Raw genomic sequence first — 12,934 nt, 5'->3', positions numbered from 1 at the left:
GCCCCCGCGTGGTCAAAGCCCTGCCTAAGCGCTACACCGTCCGGTTCCTCAGAAAGGACCTTAACTGAACGGCATTACCGCCGCGGCGGGGTTTTGCATGCCATGCCTCAGGGAAGCATAGAGCCCGCTCAGGGTGTGCCGCCGAACATCACCAGCATATCGTTCTGGCTCACATGCGGACGCTTCGAGCGCGTCTGCGTGCGCGCATAGTTGCCGTCCGGCTGCATGATCCATGCCGAGGCGTTGTCGCGCAGGTGTACCTGCAGGCTTTCCTTGATGACGCGCGCCTTCAGCGCCTTGTCCAGCACCGGGAAGGCAACTTCGACGCGGCGGAACAGGTTGCGGTCCATCCAGTCGGCGCTGGACAGGTACAGCACCTCTTCGCCGCCGGCGTGGAAATAGTAGACCCGGTGGTGTTCCAGGAAGCGGCCGATGATCGAGCGCACCGAGATGTTCTCGGACATGCCCGGCACGCCCGGCATCAGCGCGCACACGCCGCGCACGATCAGGTCGATCCTCACTCCCGCGCGCGAGGCCTTGTACAGCTCGTCGATGATCGACGGCTCCAGCAGCGCGTTCATCTTGGCGATGATGCGCGCGGGCTTGCCGGCGCGCGCGTTGCGGGCTTCGGCGCGGATATGGTCGACCAGGTTGCTCTGCATGGTGAAGGGCGACTGCCACAGGTGGTTCAGCCGGATGGTGCCGGCGGTGCCGGTCAGCAGCTGGAACACGTGGTGCACGTCTTCGCAGATCTCCTCGTTGGCCGTCAGCAGGCCGAAGTCGGTGTAGAGGCGGGCGGTGCGCGGATGGTAGTTGCCGGTGCCGAGGTGGGCGTAGCGCCGCAGCTTGACCTGCTTGACCTTGGGGCCGGTGGGCTCGCGCCGAACGATCAGCAGCATCTTGGCGTGGCACTTGTGGCCGACCACGCCGTAGATCACGTGTGCGCCCGCGGATTCCAGGCGCTCGGCCCAGTTGATGTTGGTCTCCTCGTCAAAGCGTGCCAGCAGCTCCACCACCACCGTGACTTCCTTGCCGTTGCGCGCGGCGGTCATCAGCGCTTCCATGACCAGCGACTCATTGCCGGTGCGATAGACCGTCTGCTTGATCGCGACCACGTTGGGGTCGGCCGCTGCCAGCTGCAGCAGGTCGAGCACAGAACTGAAGCTCTCGTACGGGTGGTGCAGCAGCACGTCCTGCTGTCGCATCACGTCGAACATCGACGTGCCGGCGGAGAAGGCCTTGACCGGGGCGGGCACATACGGCGCAAACTTCAGCGCGGGCCGGTCCACCATGTCGGGGATCTGCATCAGCCGCACCAGGTTCACCGGGCCGGAAACGCGGTACAGGTCCTGCTCGGCGAGGCCCGATTCCAGCAGCAGCCGGCGCGCCAGCGGTGCCGGCGTGTCCGAAGAGACTTCCAGGCGCACCGTGTCGCCGAAATGGCGCGTGGGCAGTTCGCCCTGCAGCGCCTCGCGCAGGTCGGTGATCTCGTCTTCCGAGACGAACAGGTCGGAGTTGCGCGTGACGCGGAACTGGTAGCAACCGTGCACGGCAATGGCCGGGAACAACTCATGCACGAAGCCCTGCATGAAGGATGACAGCATCACGAAGCCGTACGGGTAGCCCGACAGCTTCTCCGGCATCTTCACCACGCGCGGCAGCGCGCGCGGCGCCTGCACGATGGCCAGGTCGGCGTCGCGGCCGAACGCGTCCTTGCCGGACAATTCCACCACGAAGTTCAGGCTCTTGTTGAGCACGCGGGGAAAGGGATGGGCGGGATCCAGCGCAATCGGGGTCAGCACCGGCCCCAGTTCGCGCTGGAAGAACTCGCGCGCCCATTCGCGCTGGGCGTCGGTCCAGGTGGTGGTCAGGTGGAAAAAGACCCCCTCTTTTTCAAGTAGTGGAAAAATGGTGTTCTGCAGCATGTCATACTGCGAAGCCACAAGCCGTTGCGTGCGCTCGGTGACAAGCTGGTAGGTCTGCTGGAATGACAGGCCGTCCGGCGTCAGGCCCGAAGCGTTGTCGCGCAGCTGTTCCTTCAGGCCCGCCATGCGGATTTCAAAGAACTCGTCCAGGTTGCTGGACACGATGCAGATGAATTTCAGCCGCTCCAGCAGCGGGACTTTCGGGTCCGCCGCCTGTGCCAGCACGCGGGCATTGAATTCCAGGATGCCCAGTTCGCGGTTGAGCAGCGTACTGGACGGAGTCGTCGACATGAGCATGACCTTCTTTTGGTAATGTGGCGACTTTTTCATAAAAACGTGTCACTTTTATGACAGTTTGATTTTGTCATGATGCAGACATGACCAGGACATATTTTTCCCGGGCGCGAACGCCGGCAGGCCAAGGCACCAGAGTGCACCTGCCGCGCCACGCAACGCCAACGCGAACCAGCCCTCCTAGCACACGATGAACAACACCCCACGCCTGCTGGCTGCCGTCGACATGGGTTCGAACAGCTTCCGCCTGATGATCGGGCGGGTGGACGAAACCCCCACCGCCAATGGCCCGGCCAGCCAGATCTTCCAGGTCGACGCGCTGCGCGAGCCGGTCCGCCTGGCCGCCGGCCTGACGCCCGACAAATACCTGGACCAGCCCGCGCGGCGCCGCGGCATCGATGCGCTGCGGCGCTTCGGCGACCGGCTGCGCGAGTTCGCGCCCAACCAGGTGCGCGCCGTCGCCACCAATACGCTGCGCGTGGCCAAGAACGCGTCCGAGTTCCTGATCGAGGCTGAAAGCGCGCTGGGCTTCCCGATCGAAGTGATCGCCGGGCGCGAAGAGGCGCGGCTGATCTACCTCGGGGCCTCGCACGACGCTCCGGCCTGCCAGGGCAACCGCCTGGTGGTCGATATCGGCGGCGGCTCGACCGAGTTCATCATCGGCAACGGCTACCAGTCCAAGCTGATGGAGAGCCTGTATATCGGCTGCGTATCGCACAGCCGCCAGTTCTTCCCCAGCGGCAACGTCGATGAATATGCGATGAAGCAGGCCGAGCTGGCCGCGCGCCGCGAGATCCAGGTGCTGGTACGCCAGTACCGCGCCGCGGGCTGGGAGCAGGCGGTCGGCTCGTCGGGCACGGCGCGCGCGCTGGCCGAGCTGATCGAACTCAATGGCATGAACGACAGCACCGCCGAGCACGGTATCACGCGCGAGGGGCTGGAGCGCCTCAAGCGCGCGCTGATCAAGGCCGAGAATACCAACCGCGTCAAGCTGACCGGCCTCAAGGCGGACCGCATCCCGGTGCTGCCGGGCGGCTTGTCGATCATGCTGGGCGTGTTTGCCGAACTCGATATCGAGCGCATGGATGTCACCGACGGCGCGCTGCGGCTGGGCGTGCTGTACGACCTGCTCGGACGCAGCCACCATGAGGACATGCGCACCGTCACGGTGGACCAGTTCATGCGCCGCTACGGCGTAGACCGGGCCCAGTCCAGCCGCGTGCGCCGCGCCGCGCAGACGCTGTTGTCACAGTTCCCGGAGCCAGCCAACGAACGGCGCGAGGACAACCTGGCGCTGCTGGGCTGGGCCGCCAGCCTGCATGAGATCGGCATGACGATCTCGCACAGCGGCTACCACAAGCATTCGGCCTATATCGCCACTCATGCCGACATGCCGGGCTTTTCCAAGACCGACCAGGCGCGGCTGGCGACGCTGTTGCTGGGCCATGCCGGCAAGCTCGGCAAGCTGTCGGGCAGCGGCAGGTTCGTCGACTGGCGCATGCTGTTCAGCCTGCGCCTGGCCTTTGTGCTGTGCCGGCGCCGCTCGGACGTGGCCTTGCCCGATATCCGTGTGAGCCAGCTGGCCGAAGCGCTGGACGAAGGCTTCACCGTGCGCCTGCCGCAGGCTTGGATCGAGGCCAATCCGCTGATCGAATACAGCCTCGCGCAGGAGGCTGACGAATGGCAACGGATCGGCAAGCGCTACAAGGTCATCTACGACTGAGCGCAGCGCGGAGGGCGGCCGCCAGGGGCGGCGGCCGCTGACAGGGCCAGGCGCCGCTCAGGCGGCGTTGTTCAGGCCGAGGAAGTGGCGGGCGTAGCGCGGGTTCATGTCGTTCACGCGCAGCAGCGTCAGGAAGTCCGCCACGTTGAAGTCCGGATCCCAGGCCGGCTGGCCGCAGATCTTTGCGCCCAGGCGCAAGTAGCCCTTGATCAGCGCGGGCGGCTCGACGTCCAGCTGCTGGTTCAGGTCCTCGACCGGCAGCGGCACGCGCGGGAAGGCATGGTATTCGATCGGTGCCAGCGAGCGTTCGCTGAACAGCCGGTGGAGGCTGGCCGCGTAGTGGCCGCCGTCGTTCATCGGCACGCTGGCGCAGCCCAGCATCGATTCGATGCCCCAGCGCTGCAGGTACTCGCCCAGGCCGCCCCACAGCGCCATGATGACGCTGCCCGAACGGTAGTCGCGGTGCACGCAGGAGCGGCCCAGTTCCAGCATCTTGGGGCGCAGGTGGGCCAGGCGCACCAGGTCGAATTCCGATTCCGCGTACAGGCAGCCCAGGCGCTTGGCCTGGTGCGGCGGCAGCACGCGGTAGGTGCCCACCACGCGCAGCGTGGCCATGTCGCGCACGATCAGGTGGTCGCAGTAGGCATCGAACATGTCGATGTCCAACTCCGGCACGGAAGACGTCAGGCGCGCGCCCATTTCCTCGGCAAAGACCTTGTAGCGCAGGCGCTGGGCTTCGACTACTTCGTCCTGGTGGCGCGCCCACGCCACGCTGAGAACAGGCGATTCATGTGCCGGTGTATCTGATTGGCGATGAAGACGGCTCCGCGCCGTCTGGCTACCAAGGCCATTGGGCAGAGAGTCAAAAAGCGGCTGGGTGGGCGTCGGCAGATCTCGCATCAGTATGTCCTTTTGGTGACGAAACTGTTGCGATGCAATGTAGTGAGGGCGGGTGACAGTGCCGTGACCCGGGGATGACCGTTCCGTGACGTCTCCTGCCAGGGCGGACGGTTGGGCAGTTTCGGGCGACGGGTCAGGGGTGTGAGTTGCGTTCCTCGCCAGCAATATGACGATTGGCCGGCCCATTCATGGGGAATCTCCGTGACACCTGCTTTCGGCACCGGAAGAGGCGCCAAGGCCACTCTGGTAACGGGAGATTCCGCCCGCCATCAGCCATTTCTGATTTTGACGGGACAGGATGGGTCAGGTGCCGTCAGGCGGTACCAGGCATGCCGGAAGGCAAGGCTCAGAGGAATTCGGGGTTGATGACGGCGCGCAGCACGGTCTGCGCCTCGCTTTCGCGGGTGCGGCCGGTCAGCCACCAGATGCCGCTCTTGCGCACGCTCCAGTTCATTTCCGAGCCGGCCAGCAGCAGGCTGGCGACGCGGCCAATCCAGGGCTGGTGCCCGACCACCACCACATGCTCGGGGCGTTCCGGCCACTCGACCGCGGCAAGCACCGCGCTGACGTCGGCACCGGGCGCAAGGGCATCAATGATCTCCGCCTTGGCAGTCAGCGCGGCCGCCGTTTCACGGGTGCGCAGCGCGGGGCTGCACAGCACGCGGGTGTCGGCCGGCAGATGCGCGCGCAGCCATTTGGCGGATACCTCCGCCTGCTTGCGGCCGCGGCGTGTGAGCGGGCGCTGCAGGTCGGCATGGCGGCTCAGGCTGAGCGCGTCGGGGAGGTCTTCGGCTTCGGCGTGGCGCCACAGGATCAGGTTCATGTCGGGCGGGGCAATGAGCGTGCTTCGAGTATGGTGAAGCGGCCCGAGCGGCGCAAGCGCCAGCGGGCCCGCGCCGGTGGCGCAGGCCAGGCTGCACGCAGCGCGTAAACGGAAGCGGGCTGCCTGTCGGGCAGCCCGCAAGTGTGTCCGGGCGCGGTGTCAGCGGCGTGACAGCGCGTCGGCGCACAACGGCCGCGGCGCGGGCGACAGCCGCGCATGCGGTATCGCCGGGGCCGCGCAGAAACTCAGGACTTGTGGCGGAAGTTGATGCGTCCCTTGGTCAGGTCATAGGGCGACATTTCCAGGGTGACACGGTCGCCGGCCAGGATGCGGATGCGGTGCTTCTGCATCTTGCCCGAAGCGTATGCCCAGATTTCGACGCCGTTTTCCAGCGTGACACGATAGCGGTTGTCAGGCAGGGCTTCCGACACCACGCCGCCAAATTCAATGAGTTCTTCCTTAGCCAATCTGTCTTCCTTTCCGACAGCCCGTGAAGGCTGCATGGTTGCGATTTCAAAAATCCTGTTCGGTTCGCCCGTCACGGCGCGGAACCGCGGCACATTGCGCCGATTGTGGCGAAGTGCGCCTTGGGTTGTTCGGGGCAAGCTCACGCGGACTGCGGCGCGCGGCGCCTGATGCTCGGTCCTGTCAGCGGTATCGCCCAATGGGCGCGGATGGCTTGGGCGAGCCTGGCCGCTGACGGCCGGGGAGGCCGTGTGCTTTGCGGAGCAGGCGGGCAGGTTGTACCCGGTGGTTCGCCAGTTTGGTGTCGTCGCGGAAGGCCCGCGCCGGCGGCTGCTGTTCGCTCGCGAGAGCGCGCTGGTGAGAACGCCCGGTTACAGGGATGCACGGACACCCCGGGGGCTACTTTGACATTGTATCACGTACGCAGTTGCAGCATGGCCAGCACGTTGCGCCGGACGGCCGGCCACGGCGGTTGCACCGCGCCGGGCAGGTCGGCAATAGATGTGCCGTAGAGGTATCTTAATGTGGTCTGGCCGGCTTGGTATTTGCCCCATATGAGCTAGAACTAACTCGTACGGCCTTGCCGGGCCGGATCTCGCAAGGAGACTGCCATGGAACTCCATCTGGAATCGCACCGCTACGTTCGCTGCCGGCCGGACTGGCGGGCAGCCGTGGTGGCGGGGCTGATTGCCGGCGCGGTCTACATGGTGCTGGAGCTGCTGACGGCGCGCTTCCTGCTGTACCAGGGCGCCTGGGGCACCGTGAAGATGGTTGCGGCAATCATCCTCGGGCGTGAAGCGCTGTCTGCTGATGCCTTCAACTGGACCGTCGTGCTTTCGGCGGGGACGGTGCACTTCGCGCTGTCGATCATCCTGGCGGCGGTGCTGGCAATAATCCTGTCGTCATTCCGTTTCGATTCCAGCCTGTGGTTGGCCTCGGTGGTCGGGATCGTGTTTGGCGTGGTGGTCTACCTGGTCAATTTCTATCTGCTGGGCGCCTACTTCAACTGGTTCGACGAGGCCCGCGGCTGGGAAAGCCTGTTCGCCCATGCGCTCTTCGGGTTGGTGGCGGCCGACGTCTATTGCAATCTCGAGCGACGGCGTGGCGAGACGGAGCAGCAGCCTGCCTGAGCCAGGAGGTGGAGATGAGGGAGGGGTGGTAGCAGCCGGCATCCTCCCGGCTGGCGCTTTCGGTTAGCCCATCTGGTTGATATGACGTCTAACGCGCTCGCACTAACCTAGAGGCAAACGATCAGAGCGGCCGCCGCCAACCATGCCTGCGGACGGCTACACCGGAGTACCGAGCCCATGCGGGTCGCAATCGTCAGTACCGAAACCACTGGGCTCACGCCAGCGGACGAGCCCGTCAGCATCGGCCTGCTGCTTGTCGAAGTGGCGCCGCGGGCTGGCACGCTATTGCGGGAGATCACTGACTATTACGGCTCGCAGGAGCCCACCGTGCCGATCAGCGAAGCTGCCACCGGCACGCACGGATTGACCGCCGAGATGCTGCGCGGGCGGCGCTTTGACGTCGATACCATCCGCGCCATCATTGACGACGCGGATGTGCTGGTCGCCCACGGCGCCGAATTCAACGCGCGGATGCTGGGAAAAGTGCTTCCCGACATCCAGCACAAGCGCTGGCGCTGCTCGGTGCGCCAGGTTCGCTGGGCCCAGTACTTCCACGCCCCCAACCACAAGCTTGATACACTGTGCGCGCACCTGCACATATTTCGGCCCCGCCCACAGGTTGCGCTGGATGATTGTCTGGCGCTGTCCAAGCTGCTGTTCCAGCACATGGGTGCTGCCGGCCAGGCCACGCCCATGGGCTTCCTGCTGGCCGAGGCCGACTTCGTGCCGCGTGTTGCGATCAGCATGCCTGCGCCACCCGTGCCGCCGCCGTCACCTGCGGTCCCGGCCGGCGCAGGCCAGTCATGGATGCCAAAGGTTGAGACCGGCCATGCGGGCCCAAGCCGGGGGCTGGTCATTGTCGCGGTGATGCTGATGCTGTTCGCGGGCGCGCTGATCTGGCCGGACTTGCTGCGGTGGTGAGAACAGATCTTGCCAGGCCGGCAGCGCTGGGAGGGGCTTTTGTATGGGCGCCCGGCGCCGCATGGCGCACTGGACTTTAATCCAGCACTAAAGCAGCAAAATCAATAGTGAATTGCCAAGTATTTGGCGTGCGACCGCAACACGGCCGAGGCGACCGTTCACGTCCGAAACATACCTCTGCCTGATATGGCTTCGTGGGTCGGAGAATTACGCTTGCAGAAATAAATAGTGGAGGGGGATATGAGCGCGGAACTCGTGCGCTTCCTCGAAGACATCTCAATCCGCGCCCTGTTAAGCGTGGCTCCGATGTGCGTGACGCTGCTGATCATGGTCTCGCTGGAAAGGCGTGTGACGCCCGCCAGGCCGCGAGCGTCCGGGCCTGCCTGGTTCAACGTTCGCTATGGGATCGTGATGCTGGTCCTGAATTCCGCACTGCAGCCGCTGCTGCTGGAAGTCCCGCTGACGCTGACTCGCACGCTGGGCGCGGGTTGGATCTCCTTTGAGGACAGTATCGCAGGGTGGTGCTTAGCGTTGCTCGCGGTCCTGTTGACGACCGATCTGCTGGAGTACCTCATCCACCGGGCCCAGCATACGTTCCCGGTGTTATGGAAGATGCATGAGCTGCACCACAGCGCCGAGCATTTCGACGTAACGCTGACGTACCGTCATTTTTGGGTCGAGCCGCTGCTCAGGGCGGCTTGCCTGTTTCCGCTTGTCGGTGTTCTCTTTAAGGTCCCGCCGAGCGTAGGGGCGGCTGCTGCGATCATCTTTCTCATCAATAACCATGCCGCACACATGAATCTGCGCTATTCACCCAGGTTCGCTTTGCTAATCCAGCATCCGCAATATCATCGCCTGCACCACTCTCGGCACGAGCGTGACCGCAATAAGAATTTCTCCAATCTCTTCCCCCTCTGGGACATCCTCTTCGGCACGCTACGCCGGCCTGGGCGCGACGAGTTCGTTGATGTGGGGCTCGGTTCAGGCGACGCGCCTCATAGCCTCTGGCAGGCGTTGTTATGGCCATGGTGCCGTATGCGCCAGGTATCGACACCCTTGGAACGGATGCCCGGGACATGAATTTGGGAGGGGCGAGCGAGTGTGGATGCAATCGGTCAGAGTTGCTCTGCCGAAGGGGCGGCATGGGCCCGAACCACTGTGCGTTAAATCAGTGCTGTATAGGGCACGCCGACCACTGGATATTAGGGAGCGGCCAGGAATTAATTAGGAAAGCCGTTAGGGAATGAAAAAAGCGGCTTAGACGTTGCCGCCCAAGCCGCTGATTCCATTACATATTTCTGGTCGGAGCGATAGGATTCGAACCTACGACCCTCTGATCCCAAATCAGATGCGCTACCAGGCTGCGCTACGCTCCGAAGCCCGCGATTGTAGCTGGGCTCTGGGCTTGCGGTCAATCTAATGTGATGATGCCCGCTCTGGCGCACTCAACCTTGCCGGCCTGCTCCCCCTTCTGGCGGGGGCGCTTTGGCTTGACTTGGGTTTGCGCGCTGGGATAATCCGCAAACCGCACCAGTCCGACCGGCGTGCTTTTGGGAACGCCCGGTTTGCCTATTTCCTTCCGGACTGACCTGATCACCACAACAAGAACGGCGCTCCCGCCCGCGGCGGGCGCCTCGGCCTGTTTGCGTCTGCCGGCTGGCGGCGCCAGGCGTCCTGAAACCGGGTATGCGGCATTGATAACAACGGTCCGACACAGGGCCGGTAAAGAGCAGGTAACAGCGGCGCCATGCGGTGCACCGCTGGTCGCCTTGGACGGGAATGAAGATGTTTCAGTCGCACATAGTTGTGCTCATCGCAGGGTTGTTTGCCCTGCAGATGGCTGTGGTTTGCGTGGTGTTGCGCCGCTCGGCGGGCATGGATCGCAGCGGCCTGACGTCGTGGGCGCTGGGGAGTGTGCTGGCGGCAATGGCCGCGGCCCTGGCGGCGGTGCAGGAACTGCGCCCGCTTTGGCTGGTGCTGGAATCGAGCGACCTGGCGCTGTTGGCGGCGCTCTCGGTCATGGTCGTGGGCGCGCGGCACTTCGCGGCCCGGCCCGGCCGCGCCGTGCCGTTGCTGGCGCTGAACCTGGCGGCCGCAGCGGCGGTGGCCTGGCACGACCTGGCGCCGCAGTATCTTGCCGTGCCGGTGCTGGTGCCGGAGATGGCACCGCTGCTGACGATGTGCCATATCGCACTGCTGCTGGACCTGGCCCGCAGCGCCATGCCGTCGGTGCCGGCCACGCGCGGCACCGGCCGGCTGGCGGCGTTGTCGCTGGTATTGATCGTCATCGCCGCGGCAGCCATCAACGCATGGACCGTGGCGCTGCCGCTGGCGGCAGTCATGCAGGGCGGCGCCTGGCCGCGGCCGATGCCGTGGGACGGCGAGCTCGCCATGCTCAACGTCTTTGCACTGGTGGGCGTGTCGGTCAGTTTTGCGCTGATGGCGCACGACCGGCTGCGCCGCATGCTGGAGCGGCGCGCGCGCCATGACGACCTGACCGATGTGCTGCTGCGCGGCGCGTTCTGGGAGGAGCTGGAGGCAGCCTGCCTGCGCGCCGAACGGCAGCGCAAGCCCCTGACGGTGGCCTTTGTCGACCTCGATCACTTCAAGGCGATCAACGATGTCTACGGCCACCTGGCGGGCGACAGCGTGCTGCGGCATTTCGCCGGACTGCTGCGCAAGAGTTTCGGCCAGTTCGATGTGGCGGGGCGCCTGGGCGGCGAGGAATTTGCCATCCTGATGCCGGATACGGCGCTGGAGCAGGGCCGGCTTGCCTGCCTGCGGCTGGCCACGGCGGTGCGCGCCACGCCATGCCCGTCCGAGCCCGACCCGATTGCCTATACCGTCAGCATCGGCCTGGCGGCGCGGCAGCCGGGCGAAGGCGCCGATGCGCTGATGCGCCGCGCCGACCGTGCTCTATACGACGCCAAGCTGAAAGGGCGCAACTGCGTGTCCCTGCATCCGGCCGGCAGCGAGGCGGGCACCGATGGCGGCGCTGTCGATGGCCACTACATCACGCGCGCACAGCCGCGCGCCGCATCCTGACCTGCGCCGCTTGTCACTGCGCAGCGGTGCTGCGGTAGAATGCACGCCTTCGCGTCCTTAGCTCAGTTGGATAGAGCACTCGCCTTCTAAGCGAGCGGTCAGAGGTTCGAGTCCTCTAGGACGCGCCAGCCCCCAGGGGCCATCCCATCGAACCAGGTTACTGACTCGTCCCCGCCGGGCGATTCCCGGGCACCTGGCCTGTCACGATCCTGGCACCGACGTCTTTCAGCAAGTGCTGGAAATCGGGCGACTCCAGGATGATCTTTCCCGCGGCGGCGCGCAGGCGGTCGACGGCTTCGGCCGGCAGCGAGAACGACGTCGCCAGCTCATTCAGGTAATCCAGTTCCGCCTTGTCCGTCAGTCGGGCAAACGACACATCGATGGCATAGATGGTCGCGTCCGGCGTGCGCAACGCCGCAGTGACGGCGACATCCTTGTTCGTGGCAAAGGCGCGCGACTCCCGCAGCCGGCGCATGGCTTGCCACCGGGCCTGATTGTCCTTCAACAGTTCGGTCGCCTCATAGGAATAGTGGTCGATTGGCACGCCGGTGGCTTTCACCAGAATCTCCAGCGTGCCCGGCGCAGACTCTGACTTGTCCCATGTCGTCCGGGGCGTGGACAGCGAATTGACGACAAAGACAACGATCCTGCGGGTATGGTCCAGGGGTGAGGGCTGGCCGTTCAGGTGCAGGGACTCCAGGACCTCCAGGGAGTCCAGCACGCTGCGCATGCCCAGGTTGTCGGAGACGCCGCCGTCCACGACATGGATATAGGGCCGGTTGACGCTGTCCCCGTATTCCGCTTCTTCCTTCAGGTGCCGGGTTGCGCGAGCGGCCGGCCGGGGTGGGTCGCTGGCATCGATAAATGGCTTGATCCAGTCGGGAGGCACATAGCCGCAATTGCCCCCGTAGTTGTTGAGCGTGATGGGCGTCAGGACCACAGGAACCGCCGACGATGCCGCGGCGGCACGGGACAGGCGCAGCGCATTGAGGTCGGAGCAGAGTACGTCGAAGGTGGTCTGCGTGAATGGCAGGCGTGCGCCCGTCGAGATGTCCGTGGCCGAGGCAATGATGAACGGACCCTTGCCCCGATGGAGGTCGCCAAAGGTTGCCCCATGGAAAAGGATTTCGTCATACAGGTCGGCGGCCAGTTCAGAGCGGCCCCATCCGCTCGACCACAACGACGGCCAATACGCCGGATTCAGCGTCCGGAACGTGATCTCGCCCTGCACGTCGCGTTTGAGGAAGCTCTGTTCGTAGAGATCAAACAGTTTGTCGCCATACAGGCCGTAGGCGAGGGCAGTGAAGCTGCCACCTGACACGCCGGTGATGACGCTGACATGGTCGAGCAGGCGTGACCGGTTGCCCTTGGGTCCGACGACTTCGGTATTGCGCAGGAACTCAAGCACGCCATACGAGAACGCTGCCGCGCGCGTACCGCCCCCTGAGAAGGCAAGGATGACCAGGTTCTCGTTGTCCGCCGAATACTGGGGCCGCGTGAAGAATCGATAGCCGGTACTCTGGTCCGCGTGCGCGATCGGCGGATTGACTGGCCGGGAGGCGCAGGCGGCAAGCAGCAGCATCGAAATGACGGCCAAGGCTGAGGTCGGCAATCTGGCCATAGGTCCTCCGCGGCGAATGCAGGACGAACCAGACCGGGGGGCGGCGCCCTGCAACTCCCCCAATACTAGACGGCCAATGTAGCGATA

At 64.9% G+C, this 12,934-nt stretch carries 10 protein-coding genes and 2 tRNA genes; 6 read left to right on the top strand and 6 right to left on the bottom strand.

What is annotated here, in order from left to right; translation table 11 throughout:
- Positions 1-128 precede the first annotated feature (128 nt).
- Positions 129-2,255: a polyphosphate kinase 1 gene (ppk1, locus tag AC1Q7H_RS37325; protein WP_211979905.1), complete on the bottom strand. Its 2,127-nt coding sequence runs from the start codon at positions 2,253-2,255 to the stop codon at positions 129-131.
- A 154-nt stretch (positions 2,256-2,409) separates the two neighbouring features.
- Between ppk1 and ppx the strand changes: the two genes are divergently transcribed.
- Positions 2,410-3,942, top strand: coding sequence for an exopolyphosphatase (ppx, locus tag AC1Q7H_RS37320; RefSeq protein ID WP_013957277.1), 1,533 nt, complete (start codon positions 2,410-2,412; stop codon positions 3,940-3,942).
- A gap of 57 nt (positions 3,943-3,999) precedes the next feature.
- On the opposite strand, the gene AC1Q7H_RS37315 is transcribed toward ppx, so the two are convergent.
- The 3 genes from AC1Q7H_RS37315 to infA form a co-directional block, all read right to left on the bottom strand.
- Positions 4,000-4,842, bottom strand: coding sequence for a GNAT family N-acetyltransferase (locus AC1Q7H_RS37315; protein WP_211979903.1), 843 nt, complete (start codon positions 4,840-4,842; stop codon positions 4,000-4,002).
- A gap of 346 nt (positions 4,843-5,188) precedes the next feature.
- Complete coding sequence (locus AC1Q7H_RS37310) at positions 5,189-5,665, bottom strand: SixA phosphatase family protein (RefSeq protein ID WP_013957275.1); 477 nt, start codon at positions 5,663-5,665, stop codon at positions 5,189-5,191.
- Positions 5,666-5,910: 245 nt separating this feature from the next.
- The gene (gene infA, locus AC1Q7H_RS37305) at positions 5,911-6,132 is read right to left on the bottom strand and encodes a translation initiation factor IF-1 (RefSeq protein WP_008641674.1); all 222 of its coding nucleotides are present in this window, start codon (positions 6,130-6,132) and stop codon (positions 5,911-5,913) included.
- A gap of 609 nt (positions 6,133-6,741) precedes the next feature.
- Here infA and AC1Q7H_RS37300 point away from each other — a divergent pair.
- The 3 genes from AC1Q7H_RS37300 (at position 6,742) to AC1Q7H_RS37290 (ending at position 9,261) form a co-directional block, all read left to right on the top strand.
- Positions 6,742-7,260, top strand: a complete 519-nt coding sequence (locus tag AC1Q7H_RS37300; protein WP_013957274.1) for a hypothetical protein — start codon at positions 6,742-6,744, stop codon at positions 7,258-7,260.
- A gap of 177 nt (positions 7,261-7,437) precedes the next feature.
- Positions 7,438-8,181, top strand: a complete 744-nt coding sequence (locus tag AC1Q7H_RS37295) for a DNA polymerase III subunit epsilon (RefSeq protein WP_211979902.1) — start codon at positions 7,438-7,440, stop codon at positions 8,179-8,181.
- Positions 8,182-8,421: 240 nt separating this feature from the next.
- Positions 8,422-9,261, top strand: a complete 840-nt coding sequence (locus AC1Q7H_RS37290) for a sterol desaturase family protein (protein WP_211979901.1) — start codon at positions 8,422-8,424, stop codon at positions 9,259-9,261.
- Positions 9,262-9,480: 219 nt separating this feature from the next.
- Here the strand turns inward: AC1Q7H_RS37290 and AC1Q7H_RS37285 are convergent.
- Positions 9,481-9,557, bottom strand: a tRNA-Pro gene (locus tag AC1Q7H_RS37285).
- A gap of 409 nt (positions 9,558-9,966) precedes the next feature.
- Here AC1Q7H_RS37285 and AC1Q7H_RS37280 point away from each other — a divergent pair.
- Both AC1Q7H_RS37280 and AC1Q7H_RS37275 read left to right on the top strand, forming a co-directional pair.
- Positions 9,967-11,226, top strand: coding sequence for a GGDEF domain-containing protein (locus AC1Q7H_RS37280; protein WP_492379727.1), 1,260 nt, complete (start codon positions 9,967-9,969; stop codon positions 11,224-11,226).
- Between the two features lie 51 nt (positions 11,227-11,277).
- A tRNA-Arg gene (locus AC1Q7H_RS37275) sits at positions 11,278-11,354 on the top strand.
- Positions 11,355-11,383: 29 nt separating this feature from the next.
- Here AC1Q7H_RS37275 and AC1Q7H_RS37270 read toward each other — a convergent pair.
- Positions 11,384-12,901 (bottom strand): patatin-like phospholipase family protein, encoded by a 1,518-nt coding sequence (locus tag AC1Q7H_RS37270; RefSeq protein WP_249221181.1) that lies wholly within the window; start codon positions 12,899-12,901, stop codon positions 11,384-11,386.
- Positions 12,902-12,934 lie beyond the last annotated feature (33 nt).

This window comes from Cupriavidus sp. GW823-FHT06D04 (assembly GCF_058795055.1).
Note: the sequence above shows the minus strand (reverse complement) of the source record. Positions and strands in the feature narration are given on the sequence as shown.